Consider the following 19,942-nt stretch of genomic DNA (forward strand, 5'->3'; position numbering starts at 1 on the left):
GTTTCGTACCGGGGAGCAGCGCAGCGCCCTGTTCAATCACTGTGTGGATGGGAATTTTGGCCAAAGTCATTGCAATTGCAAATCAGAAAGGTGGTGTGGGTAAAACCACGACTGCTGTCAACGTGGCGGCGTCCATGGCGGCGACCAAGCGCAAAGTGTTGTTGATTGACCTCGATCCACAGGGTAACGCAACAATGGGCAGCGGTATCGACAAATATGACGTTGACGCGACCAGCTACGAATTGCTGATTGAAGACAAGCCGATCAATGAAGTGATCGTTACGGAAACCACCGGTAAGTACCATCTGATCCCTGGCAACAGCGACGTAACCGCTGCTGAAATCAAGCTGATGGAATTGTTTGCCCGGGAAGTGCGTTTGCGTAAAGCGCTGGACCCGGTGCGTGACTATTACGATTATGTGTTCATAGATTGTCCGCCATCGCTCAGTCAATTGACAGTCAATGCGATGGCTGCTGCAGATTCTGTGCTGGTGCCGATGCAATGTGAGTACTATGCGCTGGAAGGCCTGACCGCTTTGATGGATACCATCAAAAAGCTCGCTTCAGTGGTGAATCCCGATTTAAAAATTGAGGGTGTGCTGCGCACCATGTATGATCCCCGCAATCGTCTTGCCAATGATGTTTCAGAGCAATTGAAGCGTCACTTCGGTGAGCAGGTATATCGCACTGTGATCCCGCGCAATGTGCGGTTAGCCGAAGCCCCAAGTTTTGGTGCGCCGGCAATGTACTATGATAAATCTTCCACCGGTGCAAAAGCATATCTGGCCCTGGCCGGAGAAATTTTGCGCCGTCGAGACAAACACCTGAAACAAGCCAGCTAGCGCTTGGACTTCAAGGGCAGAGAGGTAAAAAGAGACTCCATGTCGGCGAAAAAACGAGGATTGGGCCGAGGACTGGATGCCCTGTTGGCCACCAGTCATGCCAACGAAGAACGTGAATCCAACGCAGCCACCAAAGGCGAACTGCAGAAAATTCCGATCGAATTTTTACAGCCTGGCAAGTATCAGCCTCGCAAAGACATGTCTCCCGAAGCGCTGGAAGAACTGGCGTCATCGATTCGATCCCAGGGCATTATCCAGCCGATTGTAGTGCGTAAACTCGACGAGCAACGGTTTGAAATCATCGCCGGAGAGCGGCGCTGGCGCGCTTCCCAGTTAGCACAGCTTGATGTAGTACCTTGTCTGATCAAGGATGTGCCGGATGAAGCCGCCGTTGCTATCGCGCTGATCGAAAACATTCAACGTGAAGATCTCAATGCGATGGAAGAGGCCCAGGCTCTGGATCGCCTGATGGTCGAATTTGAATTAACCCATCAGGAAGTGGCTGAAGCGGTCGGTAAATCCCGCACTACCGTGACGAACCTGTTGCGTTTGAACCACCTCAATGACGATGTGAAGCTGCTGCTCGAGCATGGCGATATTGAGATGGGCCATGCCCGAGCATTACTGGCCTTGACCGGCGATCAGCAAACGGAAGCGGCACAAATCGTATCCGGCAAGGGGATGACGGTGCGCGACACTGAAAACCTGGTGCGCAGGTTACTTGAGCCGCCCAAAGAAAAAGCTCCCAACAAGCCAGACCCTGACGTAGAGCGCCTCGAGTCTCGATTGTCAGAAAATCTCGGTGCGCCGGTGTCGATTGCCCACAATGCAAAAGGCAAAGGTAAAATGGTGATTAATTTTTCCAGTCTGGAGCAGCTCGACGGCATTCTTGCTCGTATCAAATAATCCTAGAAAGGGTCGGGCAACGTCAGGTGAGCATATTGCGGTCGTTGTTTGACCGACTTCAGGACAGTCCGGATCAAGGCAATGGTTTCAGGTCTCGTGTCCAGACTGGCTGCTAACCACAGCTGTTTGACGTCCTGAATGACACCCAGCGGATAGAGTTTATTTGCCATTGTCGGGTGGCGCTTGCTATAGCGGTTAAATATCTGTTCCGACGCATAGGCCAATTGCGCACGATTGCGCTGCAATAATCCCCAAACATCATCATGATCCACTGCCAGTATCAGATTTTTTCCGGGCCTAAATCCAAGTTTTAACAGCGCTTCTTCTTCGTAGCTCCCACGGGTAGCCGCTGCGATCAAACCCTTCGCCTGATCCAGCGAATTCAGTGCTAGAGCGTCTGGTGGCTGGTTGGCATAGATGTGATAGCGCTCAGTAAAAAGCACATCGATCCATTCAAACAGCGGCTCCCTTTCGGGGCTGCGGATAATGGAAAAAATTAACACGTTCGGTGCGTGCTGCGCTTCTTCGAATGCGCGTGCCCAGGGCATCACTTCAAAAGTGGCTTCAATACCGGCTTCAAGTAAGACGTCGTACATCATTTGATAAGAAAGACCGTCGACCAGACGCCCTTGATGCGCTATTTGATAGGGGGGAAGGTGCTCAGTCACTATCCGTACTGGGGAACCATCAGACGCTGCCCAGCTGGGGTAGGACAGCAACATCAACAACAGTAAACAGCATCCATGCAATCTTGAAAAACGCGATAGCAAGGTGATCACGACCAAGGTAAGAGTACGTAGAACTAAGGGTAGCTGTTGGAAAGTCAAATGTCAGATTTATGTCAGCTAAACAGAATTTATTGCGTTAAAAGTACACTTCTACGCCAATTTGATGATACTTTGGGCAATTAAGTGCCTTGATTTATCAGTACTTTGAAGCCAAATCTGAAATTTTTCAAAACACCGTACAAAACGCGGTTAGTGGTTGAAAATTTGCGGTAAATCAGTATACTTTTGGCGCTTTTTGTTTGGGTTTAAACATACAAAGGACACAAGTGATAACAAGCTTGACCGAAAATGGTCGAAAGCTGGTCAGGAAAGTGGTGTGGGTTCAGAGCGGCGTTGTCGTTGCCTGCGCACTGGTTACGACGCTGATGATGGAAGCGACGACTGGGTTATCGGTTTTTTATGGGGGGCTTATTGGCATCCTCCCGTTTGTCCTTTTTGCGCGATTCGCGTTTCGATACGCCGGCGGTCGCAGCAACCAGAAAGTTGTGCGCAGTTTCAGCCAAGGCGCCAAGCTCAAACTACTGACAAGTATGATTTTATTCGTTGTGGCATTTGCCGTTTTGAACGCTCAACCGTTGCCCGTATTGGCCGGTTATGCCGCAACGCTCATCGCCCAATGGGGAGCGATGCTGGCAAACAGTTCAACGCCTGACTAGGGGCGATGCCAGGAACGGTTTTTTTCACTTTAAACAATTTGGGTTAACTAATGGCATCTGAATATACAACCTCAGAATACATCAAGCACCATTTGACCAATGCCTCCATGTGCTCCACGGACAATGGCATCGCGTTCAATAAAGCCTGTGCTGATGCCGGTTTCTGGACATGGCACATTGACACACTGGCGTGGTCAATCGGACTGGGTTTATTGGTAATGTGGTTTTTCCGCTCAGTGGCAAAGAAAGCCAACTCGGGCATACCGACCAAAACGCAAGCCTTTGTTGAGCTGGTGGTCGACTTCGTTAACGATAACGTTGTCAGCACTTACCACGGTCGCAGCAAATTGATTGCGCCGTTGGCCCTGACCATCTTTGTCTGGGTACTGGTGATGAACCTGATGGATTTGGTACCGGTCGATGTACTGCCATCCATTGCTGGTCTGATCGGACAACACGGTTTTGGTATGGATCCTCATGACGTTTACATGAAGGCTGTACCCACTACTGACCTGAACCTGACCTTCGCGCTGGCGATTGGCGTGTTCGGTCTGATCATCTATTACTCGATTAAGATGAAAGGCATTGGCGGCTTTATGAAAGAGCTGACCATGCAGCCTTTCGGTCACCCCCTGTTTATTCCGGTCAACTTCATCCTGGAAACCGTTACCTTGTTGGCTCGCCCATTGTCGTTGGCGCTGCGTTTGTTCGGTAACCTGTATGCCAGTGAATTGATCTTTATCCTTATCGCCACCTTGGGAATCTGGCAGTTGCCGTTGCACTTCCCGTGGGCAGTGTTCCACATTCTGGTACTGCCGTTGCAGGCGTTCATCTTCATGATGCTGACCATCGTTTATCTGAGTCTGGCTAGCGAAGATCACTAATTTACCGGGCCATGCCAATGCGGTGTGGCCGGAAATGAACCGAGTTTTTTAAACATTACTTTTAACTTTTAACTTTTAAACTTAACGTAAATTTGGAGACTTAAATGGAATACATTTATATTGCTGCAGCTCTGTTGATCGGTCTGGGTGCCCTGGGTACTGCTATCGGTTTTGGTCTGCTGGGTGGTAAGTTCCTGGAATCAGCTGCTCGTCAACCTGAACTGGCACCTCAACTGCAAGTTAAAATGTTCATCGTAGCCGGTCTGATCGACGCCATCGCGATGATCGGTGTTGGTATCGCTCTTTACATGTTGTTCGCTCTAGCCGCCTAAGTTTAATTACGTCATTAGCGAACATTTAAAGAGGAGGAGCGGTTGTGAACATTAACGCCACTCTAATCGGCCAATTGATTGCTTTCGCAGTCTTTGTGGGCTTCTGCATGAAATTTGTGTGGCCCCCATTGCTGGAAGCGATTGAGAAGCGTCAGAAGGACATTGCTGACGGTCTGGCCAAATCAGAACGCGGCCAAAAGGAACTTGAACTGGCTCAGGAGAAAGCAACTGAGCAGCTCAAAGAGGCCAAAGCTCAAGCAGCTGAAATTATCGAGCAAGCCAAGAAGCGTGCTTCCCAGATCGTGGATGAAGAGACGCAACGCGGCCATGACGAGCGTGAAAAAATCATTGCGCAAGGTCATAGTGAGATTGACGCTGAGCGTAACCGTGTGAAAGAGGAACTTCGTAAGCAGGTTGCTGTGCTAGCAGTAGCCGGTGCTGAGAAAATCCTGGCGCGAGAAATCGACGCCGCTGCACAAAGCGACATCGTTGAAAAACTTGTCGCTGAGCTATAAGGGGTTAAAGAGCTATGTCTGAATTGACTACTATCGCTCGCCCTTATGCCAAAGCAGCTTTCGACTATGCGGTCGAGAAGCAAACCGTACCTGCGTGGCAGGACATGTTGAACTTTGCCGGTGAAGTGGCCAAAAACCCCGATATCAAAGATTTGATGTCCGGTGCCTTGGCGGCTGAAAAACTGGCTGAGATTTTCATCAATATCTGCGGTGAACAACTCGACGAACATGGCCAGAACCTGATCAAGGTTTTGGCTGAAAACGGACGCTTACAAGCGCTTCCTGAGATTGCCCTGTTGTATGCACAATACAAGGCAGAGTACGACAAAGAGATTGATGTAGATATCACCTCTGCTGTCGCACTGGATGCCAAGCAACAGGCCGAGATCAGCGCGTCTCTTGAAAAACGTCTTGCACGAAAAGTTAAGCTGAATTGTGACGTGGATGCGGCCCTGGTGGCCGGCGTCGTTATTAAAGCCGGTGACACTGTGATTGATGGTTCTGTACGAGCCAAACTCCAACGTCTAGCCGACACGTTACAAGCATAACGGGGAAAAGAGCATGCAACTGAATTCCACTGAAATTGCAGAACTGATCAAAAAGCGAATTGAGCAGTTTGAAGTAGTAAGTGAAGCTCGAAATGAAGGTACTATCGTTGGTGTAACCGACGGTATCATCCGCATCCACGGCCTGGCCGATGTGATGCAAGGTGAGATGATTGAGCTTCCTGGTAATCGCTACGCTATCGCATTGAACCTTGAGCGCGACTCTGTCGGCGCGGTAGTAATGGGCCCTTATGCAGATCTGCAAGAAGGGGTCAAAGTAAAATCCACCGGTCGTATCCTGGAAGTACCCGTAGGTCGTAACCTGCTGGGTCGTGTTGTTAACACCCTGGGTGCACCTATCGATGGTAAAGGCGCAATTGACGCAGACGGTTTTGAGCCGGTTGAAAAGATTGCCCCTGGTGTTATCGAGCGTCAATCGGTTGATCAACCGGTACAGACTGGTTATAAGTCCGTTGACTCCATGATCCCAATCGGTCGTGGTCAGCGTGAGTTGATCATCGGTGACCGTCAAACCGGTAAAACTGCGATGGCCGTTGACGCCATCATCAACCAGAAAGAATCCGGCATTAAGTGTGTTTACGTAGCCATCGGTCAGAAAGCATCGACCATTGCTAACGTTGTACGCAAGCTGGAAGAGCATGGTGCAATGGATCACACCATTGTGGTTGCTGCATCTGCATCAGAATCTGCTGCACTGCAATACCTGGCACCTTACTCTGGTTGTACTATGGGTGAATATTTCCGCGACCGCGGTGAAGACGCCCTGATCATTTACGATGATTTGTCCAAGCAAGCCGTTGCTTACCGTCAAATCTCATTGTTGCTGCGTCGTCCGCCAGGCCGTGAAGCCTATCCTGGTGACGTATTCTATCTACACTCCCGTCTGCTTGAGCGTGCTGCTCGTGTAAACGATGTGTACGTAGAGAAGTTCACCAATGGTGAAGTGAAAGGCAAAACCGGTTCTTTGACCGCGCTGCCTATCATCGAAACCCAGGCCGGTGACGTATCAGCCTTCGTACCTACCAACGTGATTTCGATCACCGACGGTCAGATCTTCCTGGAAACTGACCTGTTCAACGCCGGTATTCGTCCTGCGGTGAACGCCGGTATCTCGGTATCTCGTGTTGGTGGTGCTGCGCAGACCAAGATCATCAAAAAACTGGGCGGTGGTATCCGTCTGGCGTTGGCTCAGTATCGTGAGCTGGCGGCGTTCTCTCAGTTCGCATCTGACCTGGATGACGCGACCCGTGCCCAATTGGAGCATGGTGAGCGTGTAACTGAGTTGATGAAGCAGAAGCAATACTCGCCATTGTCGATTGCTGACATGGGTGTTTCGCTGTTTGCAGTGGAAAAAGGTTATTTGAAAGACATCGAACTGAACAAAGTTCTGGATTTCGAAGCTGCCCTGCACTCCTTCATGAACACTGAGTACGCAGATCTGGTCAAGACTATCAACGATAAAGGCGACTACAACGGTGAAATCGAAGCCATGTTGACTGAAGCTTTGGACAAGTTCAAAGCAACACAAACGTGGTAATCACCGGTGCTTCATACCCTCGGGTGTGAAGCACATAAGTTGAGTTAGCGGAGATAGAGTCATGGCCAGCGGAAAAGAGATAAAAGGTAAGATCGGGAGTATTAAAAATACTCAGAAGATCACCAGCGCAATGGAAATGGTTGCAGCGTCCAAAATGAAAAAGGCGCAAGACCGTATGGCATCAAGCCGTCCATATGCTCAAAGCATGCGTAAAGTGATCGGTCACCTGGCGCACGGTAACCTCGAATATCGCCATCCTTATCTGGAAGAGCGTGAGGTGAAACGCGTAGGCTATATCGTCATCTCGACTGACCGCGGTTTATGTGGTGGTTTGAACACCAATGAGTTCAAGCTGGTAACGACCGCCGTTAGAGAGTGGCAGCAGAAAGACGTAGAAGTTGACTTTGCTGCACTGGGAGCGAAAGCCTGTGCTTTCTTCGGCCGTTTTGGTGGCAGCGTTCTGGCGGCAGAGTCCGGCCTGGGCGATGCACCGAGCGTCAGCGATGTGATTGGTACAGTGCGTGTCATGTTGGATGCGTACGATGAAGGCAAGATTGACCGATTGTTTTTGGTCCACAATGAATTCGTCAATACCATGTCACAGACGCCGAAAATCGAGCAATTATTACCTTTGCCGAAGTCTGACGATGATGATTTAACACACCGTTGGGACTACATCTACGAACCGGATCCAAAAGCAATTTTGGAAACATTGATGGTGCGTTATGTGGAATCCCAAGTGTACCAAGGCGTAGTTGAAAATTCTGCGTCCGAGCAAGCAGCCCGTATGGTGGCAATGAAAGCAGCTACCGACAATGCCGGCAATCTGATTGATGACTTGCAACTGGTATACAACAAAGCACGTCAAGCCGCGATCACTCAGGAGATTTCCGAGATCGTGAGCGGCGCTGCGGCGGTGTAGGCAAAGGTTTAAAAAGAAATTGAGGACAAATTATGAGTCAAGGTAAGGTCGTCCAAATCATTGGCGCCGTTGTGGACATTGAGTTTCCACAGGATGCGGTACCAAAAGTGTATGACGCACTGAAAGTTACCGAAGGTGACTTACAAGGGCTTACCCTTGAAGTGCAACAACAACTCGGTGGTGGTGTAGTACGTGGTATTGCACTGGGTACTACCGACGGTCTGCGTCGCGGACTAACCGTTGAAAATTCCGGTGCGCCCATTTCGGTTCCTGTGGGTAAAGCTACCCTGGGCCGTATCATGGATGTATTGGGTAATCCTATTGATGAAGCAGGCCCCATCGGTGAAGAAGAGCGTATGTCTATTCACCGTGAAGCGCCAAGCTACGAAGATCAGTCTAGCGCGGTTGAACTGCTGGAAACCGGTATCAAGGTTATCGATCTGGTATGTCCCTTCGCTAAGGGTGGTAAAGTCGGTCTGTTCGGTGGTGCCGGTGTAGGTAAAACCGTAAACATGATGGAACTGATCCGTAACATCGCCATCGAGCACAGCGGTTACTCTGTATTCGCCGGTGTTGGTGAGCGTACTCGTGAGGGTAACGATTTCTATCACGAGATGAACGAATCTAACGTACTGGATAAAGTATCGTTGGTTTACGGTCAGATGAACGAGCCACCGGGCAACCGTCTGCGTGTTGCATTGACCGGTCTGACTATGGCGGAAAAATTCCGTGATGAAGGTCGTGATGTACTGTTCTTCGTGGATAACATCTATCGTTACACCCTGGCCGGTACCGAGGTATCTGCATTGTTGGGTCGTATGCCTTCAGCGGTAGGTTATCAGCCTACGCTGGCTGAGGAAATGGGTGTGCTCCAGGAGCGTATCGCCTCAACCAAAACCGGTTCAATCACGTCTATCCAGGCCGTATACGTACCTGCGGATGACTTGACTGACCCTAGCCCGGCAACCACCTTTGCTCACTTGGATGCGACGGTTGTATTGTCACGTGATATCGCATCACTGGGTATCTACCCTGCGGTTGATCCATTGGATTCTACTTCTCGTCAGTTGGATCCTCTGGTTATCGGTCAGGACCACTATGACACCGCCCGTGGTGTTCAGACGGTTCTGCAGCGCTATAAAGAGCTGAAAGATATCATTGCCATTCTGGGTATGGACGAATTGTCTGAAGAAGACAAGCAGGTGGTTTCACGTGCGCGTAAGATCCAGCGTTTCTTGTCTCAGCCTTTCTTCGTTGCTGAAGTATTTACCGGTTCTCCGGGCAAATACGTGTCTTTGAAAGACACCATCGACGGCTTTAAAGGCATTTTGGCTGGTGAATATGACCACCTGCCAGAGCAAGCGTTCTACATGGTTGGGTCTATTGAAGAAGCCATCGAGAAAGCCAAGAAAGCCTAATTAAGTCACTGACGTGCAGTGGTTCCATTGCACGTCAGTCTTAACACGGTATTGGCTTTTCGCGAATAACCCAGGTAGGAGGTTCAATGGCAGCAATGACAGTACATCTGGATGTGGTAAGCGCCGAAGAAAAATTGTTTTCCGGTCGCGTTGAAACGATTCAGGTGACAGGTAGCGAAGGTGAACTGGGTATTTATCCCGGCCACGCCCCTTTGATTACCGCCCTGAAGCCTGGCATGGTACGTCTGGTTAAGCAGCATGGTCACGAGGAGATGATTTACATCGCCGGTGGTATGTTGGAAGTACAACCTGGCTCCGTTACCGTATTGGCAGACACCGCTGTTCGTGCCGAAGATTTGGACGAACAAGCCGCTCTAGACGCGAAGACTCGCGCCGAAGAGCACATTGCCAACCCAGGTACTGATTTCGATTATGCAGAGGCTGCATCTCAACTGGCAGAAGCAATTGCCCAGTTGCGATTGATCCAGAAAATGCGTAAATAATTGAAATACATATGTTTCATGTGAAACCCGGCTTTACGCCGGGTTTTTTATTGCCTGCTTCGCAATCTCAGCATTGGTGGGACGGAGGTTGCCGGTGATGTTGTTGCAACTGGTCAAATACGTTGTACAGGCCATCAGCACTCATTCCCCATCCTGCAGTAAGGGTATAGGCGACTGCCTCAAGGGTTGATAATCCATTGGGCTGCCGTGTGTGACGGATACGATAGCTGCTGTCAGGTGGATTGGCGAAATGCCAACTGGGCAATGCGTGCAACCATGGATTGAGTTGCCAGAGTTTATACGCTTTTCGCCAGGTCGCATCCAACACGACGACATCTGTCACCGACCGTCGCTGGGCAGTGGGTACTTGTTCCAATGCAACACTGTCGGCATTTGGATAGAGCACAACAACATGGCGGTCAGGTCGGTCACTAATCTGTTTTAGGACGTCGAAATCGTCCTCGGTTTCGCCTCTCAGGCATTGGCTGTTTGACATACACAGCGAAACCAGGCGCGCGGTATTTTTGGCGTGTTTTGTTTCTGTGGGGTGCTGCAATATCCACCAGTGAACGGGAGATGCTATCTCACAGAGGTAACTGCATAGGCAGGTACTGAGGGGATATTCGCAGTGGGGGCAATAAGCACGCTTGTTCATCATCAGGATACTAGCACGTGTTTGCCGCAGACAGAGAAAAACACTCGCCGATTAACACTGAAAACTGGTAGTCTTTGGCGATAACTTTTGCGCACAAGGGCCTGAGCACAGGCCGTGAGAAAGGGACTGTTCATGCACACCAGACCGGTTGACGTATTACCACCTGACTACGATCCCCATCGACATCAGCGCGATGAACAAACACGCATTCGCAAACAACGCTGGCTGGTGTTCAGTGCGGTGACTATTTTGGTTGCTTTGATAGGACTGGCACTGGTGTGGATGCGCCCTGCTGTGTATCAGAGCCAGGCCCGCTTGTATTTTGATTATCCAAGCGGTACCGACACGAGTGTGCAGGACGTGGCGCAACAGCAACTCAGCCTGCACCGACAACGTCTACTGGCCGCCGACATTTTAACCCAGGTGGTTGAGCAACAGGGGAATTCACTCGACATTGCATCGTTGCGGCAGATGCTGTCAGTGTCGCTGGATGTTGATGCAAGAGTGTTGCTGTTACGCGCGACGGGCAGTCGTTCCGGGGAACTTGCTTCGATCGTACAAACCTGGATTGATGTGTTTCGCTCTGCTGACCAGTTGCAGCTGGACAGCGACACCCAACGGGAAATCCGTCGTATTGATGACCAGCTGGAGCAACTTGAGCAACGTCTGAGTGACGCCAGAGGGCTGATGCAGGCGTTTGGCCAGCAACACAATATCGTTTCTCTGGAGCGTACCGAGAATCGTGCCCTGAATACGGTTACCGGTATCAGCAAAGCCCTCGATCAGGCCCGTGCTGAGTATGCTCAGTTCAAGGGGTTATTGGAAAGTGTCCGCCAGGGTATCGCACAGGGACAGACCATTGTACGACCGGCTGATGAGGCCCGCCTGAGTAATTTGAGCGATCAAATCGAAGTGCTTGAACAAGAGCTGTCAGACTTGTCTGAGCGTTTTACCGATGAATACATGGCTCTTGACCCGGACATTGTGGCTAAACAGCGTTCGTTACAACAGTTGAAGAATTACAAAGAAGAGCAACGGCAACTGAGTCAACAGCAATATCTGTTAGAGCTGGAGCGGCAAGTGACCGCAGCAGATGCTAAACGGCAACGACTCAGCGATGAGCTAAACCTGCTCAATAAGGACGCTGCGGCGTTTTCTGATATTTTGGCTGAGTACCAGCAGCGTGCCGAGCTGGTGGACCAACTGCAAGTGTCTCGGGATCAACTGCGCAATCAACGCCTTTCCCTTGAAGTTATTTTGCCCGATGTCCCGCAGATCGATGTGTTGGAGGCGCCCCAAATAGCAGATACACCCATTGCGCCTGATTATTGGTTGGATTCATTGTGGGTGGTTGTGGGCGCTCTTTCGTGTGGTTTCATCAGCTTGTTACTGCATTGGTTGGTGATGGGCAGCGGTCGACCGGTGAGCAGTGGTGCTACCCACTACACGGTGGTCAATCCGCAACAGGGCCCGTCAGCATTGTCACTGTCTGGTGGTGAAGCTGATCCGCGTTTGTTGGCGGATGGAGGGGCCCCACTTAGCTTGCCTCAGGCGGGTACTGGAGTGGTGCCGACGCCACTGAGTCAGACCGCTGTGCAACAACTGTATGACGGCGGCAATGATCGTTCAAAATGCATCGTGGGATTGCTCATGTGCGGCGCCTCGGTGGATGATTTGCTGGGTATTACCGTTGAGCAACTCGATTCAGAGCACAACAGGGTGCCATTGACGGATGGCCGTCAGCTTGAATTGCCTGCGCCGCTGATGTCTGTATTGAAGGCATTGACAGGTGCTGTAACGGCCGGCAGTGGGAGTATCTGGCCGGTGCATTATAATCCGGAGGCTGTTGATCAACTATTGATTAACCTGGCTCATGACCATGGCATTGAACAGGCGGACAGCCTCACTGCACAGCGGTTGCGATTGACCTATCTGGCGTCCCTGATGGAGAAGGGTTGTCGACTCTCTGATCTTGAACTGATCGCCGGCGCGATCTCAGCGCCGTTACTGGCGGTGTGCCGAGAACAATCGAGACCAGCGCAAGCCCTGGATTGGCAACAGATTGACCCGATATACCCACTAAAATGGTAAGTGCTAACTATCAGCGAATCTGGCACACTGTAATGGCTGTGCCACCTGGTCGGGTAGCAACCTATGGCCAGATCGCCGACCTTGCCGGATTGCCCGGCCGTGCCCGCTTGGTGGGTAAAGCGCTGGGACATGCACCAGAGCACTTAAAGGTACCCTGGTTCAGGGTGTTGCGCAGTGACGGCAAAATCGCCTTTCCACCAGGCTCAGATACCGCCTGTCAACAAATCGGGTTACTGCAGGAAGAGGATGTTGCGGTGTTAAATCATCGGGTGCGACTAAAACAGGTGCAGTGGCAACCGGATCTGGCGACACTGCTGCAGGGCCTGCCATATTGACCCTTTGTTACAATTGTAGCGCTGGTGCTTGCCCCATCAGAACGATTAATATATTTTGATGAAATCCGGACAATAAGGTTAGTTGCCGTTGGACTCCCTTAAAACGATCAGTATTGAAGAATTGCAGCCTGGCATGTACGTGCAACGTATCGTTGAACAGCGCGGCAATTTAAAGATCAAAAGCAAGGGAAAGGTCACTTCTCGTGCCATTGTCGAGCAGCTTAAAAAGCAAGGCATCAAACAGCTGGTTATTGACCCCAGCAAGGCTTTTATTCCTTTTGGTGAAGAACCCCCCGAGCCAGCAATAGAACCCGAATCTGCGCCGGTGCCAGCGATGGTGGAAAAGACCGAAGAGTTGCAGTTTGACGATGAAGTCAAACGGGCCAAAGGCTTGCACGATAAAGGTAAAGGGGTGCAGAAGCGCCTGCTTGACTCCGTTGCCCGTGGCCTTCCCATCGACATTTCCATTCCACAGGAATTCACTGAACAGCTGGTTGGTTCTATCGATCGCAATCCCAATGCGCTGATGTGCCTGACCAAGATCCGTGAAAAAGACTCCTACCTGTTGGAGCATTCACTGAATGTGGCCATTTTGTTGGCCAACTTTGCAAAACACCTGGGATTACCCGAACACGAAGTACAGGAGTTAGCCCTGTCTGGGTTTATTCACGACATCGGTAAAATCAAGATCCCCGACGAAATCCTGCATAAACCAGGACGCCTGACTGATCAGGAGATGGTGATCATGCGCGACCATGTCTATTACGGCATTCGCACGTTGGAAGAAATGAACATGCCCGACAGGATCATCCGTACCATGGCAGAGCATCATGAACGGCTGGACGGTTATGGTTATCCCGACGGCGCAAGGGGAGATGAAATCAGCTACTTTGGCCGCATGATAGCGATTGTAGATACCTACGATGCCATCACCGCCGATCGTTGCTACAAACCTGGAATGCCCTCTCAGAAGGCGTTAAAAATCCTGCTTGAAGATGCGCCGGCAAAGTACGATAAGGTGTTGGTAGAACGCTTTATTAAATGTGTGGGGATTTATCCGGTGGGTAGTTTGGTGAAACTGAACAGTGAACACGTTGCGATGGTTGTCGAGCAACGTGAGGAACGGCCGCTGAAACCGGTGGTGAAGTTATTTTACAGTACCCGCGGTGGCCATTACGTGGCGCCCAAAAACATCGACCTGGCGGCCAGCCAGTACAAAATTGAAAAAGCCGTTAAACCGAGCGATTTCGGTATCGATTTCAACCGGTTCTTCAACGAGAAAATCGCTATCTAGCGGTTACTCTCTGTGCTATTGCTCGGCCAGTTTCATCACTGAACGCATCTGTTCGGTGGTCACATCTGATGGGCACAATCCTTTTTCCACCAACGTATTACGCACGGTTTCCGGATTTTGTTCGAGCACGGTATCGTGACGTTTCAGATAGCGGGCCAGATTGTGTTGGAGCTTACGTGTCAAACAAGACATAACTTCTACCTACTGCTTAACGACTGAAAAGTGCCTTCGCCTAACTTTGTTAACGGCATTGTGTCAGATCTGCTCAAGATGAATTGTTCATAAAATGAGCATATTGACGCTTGCAAACGAATAAGCAATAACCGGCCCAAGTGTTAAAAGTGCAATATTATCAATAAGATAGAATTCGATCGCAAAGCGAGCTGGGCTTGGGTGTTAAAAGGGCTGACAAGACAACAAAAAAAACCGGTGCAGGTGCACCGGTACAACAAGGGAAGAAATGACTCATGCTGGAATCTATGATTCAAACAAGATGCACTTGAGCAAGCCATGCCGGAAATCCACACAAACCGGACATGGCGTCAAATACAGATCCAGTGTAGGGCATCCCAGCGGTAAGGAATATTGTCCGTTAGTCTAATTTTTGTACAGAATGGGCTGGTAATAAAAAGCCCGCTTTTGCGGGCTTTACCTATTCAAAAAGTCGCGTAGTTGAACATTACTCAATGTTCTGGATCTGCTCGCGCATTTGCTCTATCAGTACTTTGAGTTCTACCGCTGACTGGGTGATGTCGGTGTGAATCGACTTGGATCCCAGGGTGTTCGATTCGCGGTTAAATTCCTGCATCATGAAATCCAGTCGTCGGCCTACCGCACCACCCTTGTTAAGGATGCTACGGGTTTCACCAATGTGGGAGACCAGCCGGTCGAGCTCTTCGGCGACATCGACTTTCTGGGCCAACAGGATCATTTCCTGCTCGATACGGCCTTCATCGAGCTCCAGTTTGGCTTCTTCAAAACGGCTCAGAATTTTGTCTTTTTGCCAGGCCAGGATTTCCGGCATACGCTGTTTGACCTTGTCCACCTCAACCTCAATGCCGTCCAGGCGCTGCTCTATTAAGGCTTTGAGGTTTTTACCTTCATTGCCGCGGGCGTCGATAAAATCGTTCAGGGTGGCGTCGAAGCTTTCCAGCATGGCGGCCTGCATGGTGTCTGAGTCGGTTTCTTCGGCGGCGATAACGCCGGGCCAACGCAGGATATCAACCGGATTGACGCCGGTGGATTGGCCATGAGATTGTACCCAGTCGGCGGCGTGCAGCAGTTGCTTGGCCAGCTCTTCGTTCAGGTGCAGGGTACCCGTTGCCCCTTCATTGGGGGTAAACCGCAGCGCGCATTCAACCTTGCCGCGCTGGAGCTTCTTGCGGAACTTGTCGCGCAACACCGGCTCCAGTGCACGGAATTGCTCCGGTAAACGGAAGTAAGTTTCCAGAAAACGTTGGTTGACGGAGCGAATTTCCCACACCACGGTGCCCCACTCGGCTTTGTGTTCACGACGGGCAAAGGCCGTCATACTGTAGATCATGCACTGTCCTTGGTTGATGCCAAACTCTGGGTTTGGCGCTGATAAGCGTTATGGCTGTATGGTAACGCAAATCAGTCGGCGTTAAACCCGATTTTTGGCAAACGGCCATGCTGTTTTGGCCCGAATCGCCCGATGGCATTCCACCCAAAGGTGACAATGCGGTATACTCCTGCGCCAAAGAGATAAGGAGTCAGCCATGCGTCCAAGCGGAAGAACCGTCAGTCAGATCCGTCCCGTTACCATTACCCGTAATTTCACCTGTCATGCCGAGGGGTCGGTACTCATTGAGTTCGGCAACACCAAGGTATTGTGCAATGCTTCCGTTGAAGAAGGGGTGCCGCGCTTTATGAAAGGGCAAGGCAAAGGTTGGATCACCGCTGAGTACAGCATGCTGCCACGCGCAACCCACAGCCGCTCTGGTCGGGAAGCTGCACGCGGCAAGCAAGGTGGACGTACGCTGGAAATCCAGCGCCTTATCGCCCGTTCATTGCGCGCCGCGGTGGATTTAAAAATGCTCGGTGAAAACACCATTACCCTGGATTGTGATGTTATCCAGGCAGATGGCGGCACCCGTACCGCGAGTATCACTGGCGCCTGTGTGGCATTGGTCGACGCGCTGAACTGGATGCGCGCTAAGGGCATTCTGAAAACCAACCCGATGAAGCACATGATTGCCGCATTGTCGGTGGGCGTTTACAAAGGCAATGCCGTCGCCGACCTGGAGTATGTCGAAGATGCCGATGCCGAAACGGACATGAATGTGGTCATGACAGACACCGGTAAGCTGATTGAAGTACAGGGTACCGCCGAAGGCGAACCGTTCAGCTTTGACGAAATGCAGGAAATGCTGGAACTGGCCAAACACGGTATTCGTGAACTGTTTGATGCCCAGAAAGCGGCACTGAACTAGGAGGTTGGCTGTGCAGGATTATCAACGCGCATTCATTGAGTTTGCCCTGTCCAAAGGGGTGCTGAAATTCGGTCAGTTTACCCTTAAGTCAGGCCGCACCAGTCCGTATTTTTTCAACGCCGGTTTGTTCAATACCGGTGCCGACCTGGCCAAGCTGGGTCAGTTTTACGCCCAGGCGTTGGTGGCCTCAGGTATCGATTACGATGTGTTGTTTGGCCCTGCGTACAAAGGGATCCCTATTGCCACCACCACGGCAGTTGCGCTGGCCGACAAACACGGCATCGATACACCGTATTGTTTTAACCGCAAGGAAGCCAAAGACCACGGTGAAGGTGGCAACCTGGTCGGTAGTCCCCTGCAAGGTCGCGTTATGCTGGTGGATGATGTGATCACCGCCGGTACCGCCATCCGTGAATCCATGACCCTGATTGAGGAAAACAACGCCCAGCTCGCGGGTGTATTGATTGCCTTGGATCGTCAGGAGCGTGGCAAGGGCGAACTGTCAGCGATCCAGGAAGTCGAGCGCGACTTTAACACCCGTGTCGTCTCGATTGTGTGTCTGGCCGATTTGATTGAATACCTCGGTCAGCAGCCTGGCATGGACGAACACTTGGCGGCGATTACCCAGTATCGCAAGGATTATGGGATCTGAGTCGATGACCGCGTCCTGTGAGGATTTTCAGGCCCTGTATGACAGTGCCGATGAGCACCTTGATGCCATCGGCCTGCGTTGTCCCGAGCCGGTCATGATGGTGCGTCTGGCGATCCGCAAGATGGCCAACGGACAAACCCTTGCCATCAGCGCGGATGATCATTCCACCACCCGTGATATCCCGAGTTTTTGCCGCTTTATGGACCACACACTGGTTGCTCAGTCTGTGCAACAGGCTCCCTACCAATACGTGATCCGCAAGGCTCACGACTGATCTTCTTGACCCGATCCGTTGGCTACCGAGGCCAGTAACAGTCGCTGCACGATCCGCTTGCTTGAGGGCTGATGACAGCGCAGTTCATCAGCGTGCAGCGCGTGTTGTTCGAACAAGCGGGTCAGAGCGTCTGCCCGTAATGACAGCGCAACGAAGGCATCGGCTGATGTCGAGTCAGTGTACGACATGGTTGGACTGCTGCCATTGTTCAAACCATCGTGTACCTTGGCCCAGGGCTTTAATACAGGCCAGAATGATACCTTTCAGGTGCTGATCGGCATAGGCCAACTGATGTTCTCTGACCAGGCATTGCTGGGTATGTCGAAGCACGTCGGTACTGGTCAGATCGCCCTGGCAATGGGGCAGTACGTCTGCCAACAACATGGCACTGTGGGTCAATCCCAGTACCAGTGCTTGTTTGTCATCGTTTAATCCTCGCAAGCCGATATCTGCGGCTTCCCAAGCGCAGCCAAGATGACTAAACGCCTGTGCGACAATACCTTGTTCACGACAAGACTGAGCATGATCCAATGCAGTGTAAAACAGTGCCAGTGCTGCGGTTGGGTGGGACTGAAGCCATTGACGGTGCAAGGGGCAAAGAAAGGTTGCAGACATAATAATCCTCCTTGTTTGCACTTTAAGTTAATGCAAATGAGAATTATTATCAAGTAAGATGTTGAATTAAGCGCCGACCTTTGTCGACGCTTGGTTGTTAGCGGGGCTTACGGAATTTCAGTGTGAAGCGGTCGGTGTTGCCTGTCACGCTGCGTGCGCCCACTTCGTAGCGCAATTCGTCGTCCTCGCGGTAGTGAATGTCACTATAGTCCACCAGCTCAAAGCCTGCGTCGAGGATTTCCTTGATCGCCATGACCGGATCCACCCGACGACGGTTAGTGTCTCGGGGCGGTTCCATGTGTCGCGCTGTGTGGTCTACAACCGCATAAATACCACCCGGCTTTAGGGCATCAAATACGGCACGGTTCATTTCTGCTCGGGCGATAGCATCGAAGTTATGGTAGTTGCGGAAGGTCAGCACCATGTCGATATCTTCAACTCCGAGTCCCTGCAATGCCAATGAATAGAAACGCGCACCCTCATCCCGCCAAATCCGCGCGTCTTCCGCCACAATGCGCATGTTCTCAAACCCAGGTTTGTCGCTCAGTTGTTCCTTGATTCTACCGGTGCCCAGGGCGGCATAATATTGACCTTTCTCAGCCAATACCGGTGCCAATAGCTTGGTGTACCAGCCGCTTCCCGGGATCAACTCCACCACGCGCATGGAGTCTTGCAGACCAAAAAACTGCAATGTTTCAATTGGCTTGCGATTATCGTCACGCTCTTTTTCAGCCATTGTGCGTATGTCACTGTTCATGGCCTGGGTCAGTTTTTCGGTCAGCACAGTATTGTGGTTGTCAGCCATTGCACTGGCTGATATCAGCAGCAGAGCAACGAACGGGATCCTGCGTAGGTGTTTTCTCATTATGACGTTCCTGTTTGTTTTAATCAGTTTCAGTGCTGCTAGGTTTTACGAACTTCAGCAAGAAGCGATCACTTTCGCCGATGTCCAGCATGGCCTGCTTGCCGCTATCATCAATGGCTAACACCGGTGGTAAGCTCCACACGCCATTGGGGTGATTGTGGGTATCCTTAGGATTGGCCAGCAAGTCAGATTGCGCCTCCAGTCTGAAGCCCGCTTTTTGGGCAACAGCGATTATCCGCTCGGCACTGATATAGCCATTCTTGGCAAAGGGGTCTTCCTGGGCGGGATCGGGCCAGCGATGATCAACGATGCCGAGCACGCCGCCGGGTTTCAGCACGTCAAACATGGCGGAGAAGGCTGCATCGGTGTAGCGACCACCACCGTACATTTCGCTGTACCAGTTATGCACATTGCGGAACGTCAGGACCATATCCGCGCTATTGGCATCTCCCAGTCGCAGATCGTAAGGCAATGCAAAGGGGATCACTTCGACGTGGCTGAACAACTTGGGCTGTTTGCCGAGCAGGGTCATGAAACTGCCCAGCGCCCTGCGTTGATAGGCAAACGGCGGATTCAGTTCATACTGGGCGGCCACGAAGCGACCGTTGTCTTTGACAAACGGCGCCAGTATTTCGGTATACCAACCACTGCCCGGCCACACTTCAATCACCGTCATGTCATTTTGAAGCCCCAGAAATGACAGCGTTTCCAGCGGCTTTCGATAGACATCCCGGGCTTTGTTTTCCGCACTGCGGTGATCGCCATTGATCACCTCCGGCAAGGTTGTGGCGGACAGGGAAAAACTCATCAGGGTGCACAGTATTACTACGATACGCATG

The 19,942-nt window shown here is 51.3% G+C and carries 25 protein-coding genes; 17 read left to right on the forward strand and 8 right to left on the reverse strand.

Translation table 11 applies throughout. The features are described 5' to 3' along the window. The first annotated feature begins 56 nt into the window (after nt 1-56). Both LJ739_RS11830 and LJ739_RS11835 read left to right on the forward strand, forming a co-directional pair. On the forward strand, nt 57-842 hold the full coding sequence (locus LJ739_RS11830) for a ParA family protein (RefSeq protein WP_229160773.1): 786 nt from the start codon (nt 57-59) through the stop codon (nt 840-842). 39 nt (nt 843-881) lie between these two features. Then, nucleotides 882-1,748 (forward strand): ParB/RepB/Spo0J family partition protein, encoded by an 867-nt coding sequence (locus tag LJ739_RS11835; RefSeq protein ID WP_229160775.1) that lies wholly within the window; start codon nt 882-884, stop codon nt 1,746-1,748. A gap of 2 nt (nt 1,749-1,750) precedes the next feature. On the opposite strand, the gene LJ739_RS11840 is transcribed toward LJ739_RS11835, so the two are convergent. Next, entirely contained in the window at nt 1,751-2,416 is a 666-nt protein-coding gene (locus LJ739_RS11840) for a substrate-binding periplasmic protein (protein ID WP_229160777.1), read from the reverse strand. Between the two features lie 398 nt (nt 2,417-2,814). On the opposite strand from LJ739_RS11840, the gene LJ739_RS11845 reads away from it, so the two are divergent. From LJ739_RS11845 to LJ739_RS11885, 9 genes are all read left to right on the forward strand, one after another. After that, nucleotides 2,815-3,192 carry an ATP synthase subunit I gene (locus LJ739_RS11845; protein ID WP_229160779.1) on the forward strand — a complete coding sequence of 126 codons (378 nt, stop codon included), beginning with the start codon at nt 2,815-2,817 and terminating at the stop codon, nt 3,190-3,192. A 50-nt stretch (nt 3,193-3,242) separates the two neighbouring features. Beyond that, entirely contained in the window at nt 3,243-4,076 is an 834-nt protein-coding gene (atpB, locus tag LJ739_RS11850) for a F0F1 ATP synthase subunit A (protein ID WP_229160781.1), read from the forward strand. A gap of 104 nt (nt 4,077-4,180) precedes the next feature. Continuing rightward, nucleotides 4,181-4,408, forward strand: a complete 228-nt coding sequence (gene atpE, locus LJ739_RS11855) for a F0F1 ATP synthase subunit C (RefSeq protein ID WP_229160783.1) — start codon at nt 4,181-4,183, stop codon at nt 4,406-4,408. A 44-nt stretch (nt 4,409-4,452) separates the two neighbouring features. Continuing rightward, nucleotides 4,453-4,923, forward strand: a complete 471-nt coding sequence (gene atpF, locus LJ739_RS11860; RefSeq protein ID WP_229160785.1) for a F0F1 ATP synthase subunit B — start codon at nt 4,453-4,455, stop codon at nt 4,921-4,923. Nucleotides 4,924-4,937: 14 nt separating this feature from the next. Then, entirely contained in the window at nt 4,938-5,471 is a 534-nt protein-coding gene (gene atpH / locus LJ739_RS11865) for a F0F1 ATP synthase subunit delta (RefSeq protein ID WP_229160787.1), read from the forward strand. A 13-nt stretch (nt 5,472-5,484) separates the two neighbouring features. Next, nucleotides 5,485-7,026, forward strand: a complete 1,542-nt coding sequence (gene atpA / locus LJ739_RS11870; protein WP_229160789.1) for a F0F1 ATP synthase subunit alpha — start codon at nt 5,485-5,487, stop codon at nt 7,024-7,026. Nucleotides 7,027-7,087: 61 nt separating this feature from the next. Continuing rightward, nucleotides 7,088-7,948, forward strand: a complete 861-nt coding sequence (gene atpG / locus LJ739_RS11875) for a F0F1 ATP synthase subunit gamma (RefSeq protein ID WP_229160790.1) — start codon at nt 7,088-7,090, stop codon at nt 7,946-7,948. Between the two features lie 32 nt (nt 7,949-7,980). Next, a complete protein-coding gene (gene atpD, locus LJ739_RS11880) occupies nt 7,981-9,366 on the forward strand; it encodes a F0F1 ATP synthase subunit beta (protein ID WP_229160791.1) in 1,386 nt (461 codons plus the stop codon). An 86-nt stretch (nt 9,367-9,452) separates the two neighbouring features. After that, nucleotides 9,453-9,869, forward strand: coding sequence for a F0F1 ATP synthase subunit epsilon (locus tag LJ739_RS11885; RefSeq protein ID WP_229160792.1), 417 nt, complete (start codon nt 9,453-9,455; stop codon nt 9,867-9,869). A gap of 67 nt (nt 9,870-9,936) precedes the next feature. Here LJ739_RS11885 and LJ739_RS11890 read toward each other — a convergent pair whose 3' ends face one another. Further along, a complete protein-coding gene (locus tag LJ739_RS11890; protein ID WP_324254906.1) occupies nt 9,937-10,527 on the reverse strand; it encodes a tRNA-uridine aminocarboxypropyltransferase in 591 nt (196 codons plus the stop codon). A 129-nt stretch (nt 10,528-10,656) separates the two neighbouring features. Here LJ739_RS11890 and LJ739_RS11895 point away from each other — a divergent pair, with 129 nt between their 5' ends. From LJ739_RS11895 to LJ739_RS11905, 3 genes are all read left to right on the forward strand, one after another. Next, on the forward strand, nt 10,657-12,615 hold the full coding sequence (locus LJ739_RS11895) for a GumC family protein (protein WP_229160794.1): 1,959 nt from the start codon (nt 10,657-10,659) through the stop codon (nt 12,613-12,615). Next, a complete protein-coding gene (locus LJ739_RS11900; protein WP_267494333.1) occupies nt 12,609-12,950 on the forward strand; it encodes an MGMT family protein in 342 nt (113 codons plus the stop codon). Before LJ739_RS11895 ends, LJ739_RS11900 begins: the two co-directional genes overlap by 7 nt. A gap of 88 nt (nt 12,951-13,038) precedes the next feature. Next, nucleotides 13,039-14,244, forward strand: coding sequence for an HD-GYP domain-containing protein (locus LJ739_RS11905; RefSeq protein WP_267494334.1), 1,206 nt, complete (start codon nt 13,039-13,041; stop codon nt 14,242-14,244). 15 nt (nt 14,245-14,259) lie between these two features. On the opposite strand, the gene LJ739_RS11910 is transcribed toward LJ739_RS11905, so the two are convergent. Beyond that, a complete protein-coding gene (locus LJ739_RS11910) occupies nt 14,260-14,436 on the reverse strand; it encodes a hypothetical protein (RefSeq protein WP_229160797.1) in 177 nt (58 codons plus the stop codon). Between the two features lie 487 nt (nt 14,437-14,923). After that, complete coding sequence (locus tag LJ739_RS11915) at nt 14,924-15,787, reverse strand: YicC/YloC family endoribonuclease (protein ID WP_229160799.1); 864 nt, start codon at nt 15,785-15,787, stop codon at nt 14,924-14,926. A 196-nt stretch (nt 15,788-15,983) separates the two neighbouring features. Between LJ739_RS11915 and rph the strand changes: the two genes are divergently transcribed. Genes rph through tusA form a run of 3 tightly spaced genes read left to right on the forward strand, consistent with a single transcriptional unit; the run spans nt 15,984 to nt 17,623 of the window. Beyond that, entirely contained in the window at nt 15,984-16,697 is a 714-nt protein-coding gene (rph, locus tag LJ739_RS11920) for a ribonuclease PH (RefSeq protein ID WP_229160801.1), read from the forward strand. 10 nt (nt 16,698-16,707) lie between these two features. Further along, on the forward strand, nt 16,708-17,349 hold the full coding sequence (gene pyrE, locus LJ739_RS11925; protein WP_229160803.1) for an orotate phosphoribosyltransferase: 642 nt from the start codon (nt 16,708-16,710) through the stop codon (nt 17,347-17,349). A 4-nt stretch (nt 17,350-17,353) separates the two neighbouring features. Continuing rightward, the gene (gene tusA, locus LJ739_RS11930) at nt 17,354-17,623 is read left to right on the forward strand and encodes a sulfurtransferase TusA (RefSeq protein ID WP_229160805.1); all 270 of its coding nucleotides are present in this window, start codon (nt 17,354-17,356) and stop codon (nt 17,621-17,623) included. Here the strand turns inward: tusA and LJ739_RS11935 are convergent. The 4 genes from LJ739_RS11935 to LJ739_RS11950 all read right to left on the reverse strand — a co-directional run bounded on the left by LJ739_RS11935 (nt 17,614) and on the right by LJ739_RS11950 (nt 19,941). Then, a complete protein-coding gene (locus tag LJ739_RS11935; RefSeq protein ID WP_229160807.1) occupies nt 17,614-17,811 on the reverse strand; it encodes a hypothetical protein in 198 nt (65 codons plus the stop codon). The genes tusA and LJ739_RS11935 overlap by 10 nt on opposite strands. Continuing rightward, a complete protein-coding gene (locus tag LJ739_RS11940) occupies nt 17,798-18,238 on the reverse strand; it encodes a hypothetical protein (RefSeq protein ID WP_229160809.1) in 441 nt (146 codons plus the stop codon). The genes LJ739_RS11935 and LJ739_RS11940 overlap by 14 nt, the downstream gene beginning before the upstream one ends. A 97-nt stretch (nt 18,239-18,335) precedes the next feature. Beyond that, nucleotides 18,336-19,103: a class I SAM-dependent methyltransferase gene (locus LJ739_RS11945; protein ID WP_229160811.1), complete on the reverse strand. Its 768-nt coding sequence runs from the start codon at nt 19,101-19,103 to the stop codon at nt 18,336-18,338. 19 nt (nt 19,104-19,122) lie between these two features. Continuing rightward, a complete protein-coding gene (locus LJ739_RS11950) occupies nt 19,123-19,941 on the reverse strand; it encodes a class I SAM-dependent methyltransferase (RefSeq protein ID WP_229160813.1) in 819 nt (272 codons plus the stop codon). Between the last annotated feature and the right edge of the window lies 1 nt (nt 19,942).

The sequence above is a fragment of the Fluctibacter halophilus genome, from assembly GCF_020687825.1.
In the GTDB taxonomy this organism is placed as follows: domain Bacteria; phylum Pseudomonadota; class Gammaproteobacteria; order Enterobacterales; family Alteromonadaceae; genus Fluctibacter; species Fluctibacter halophilus.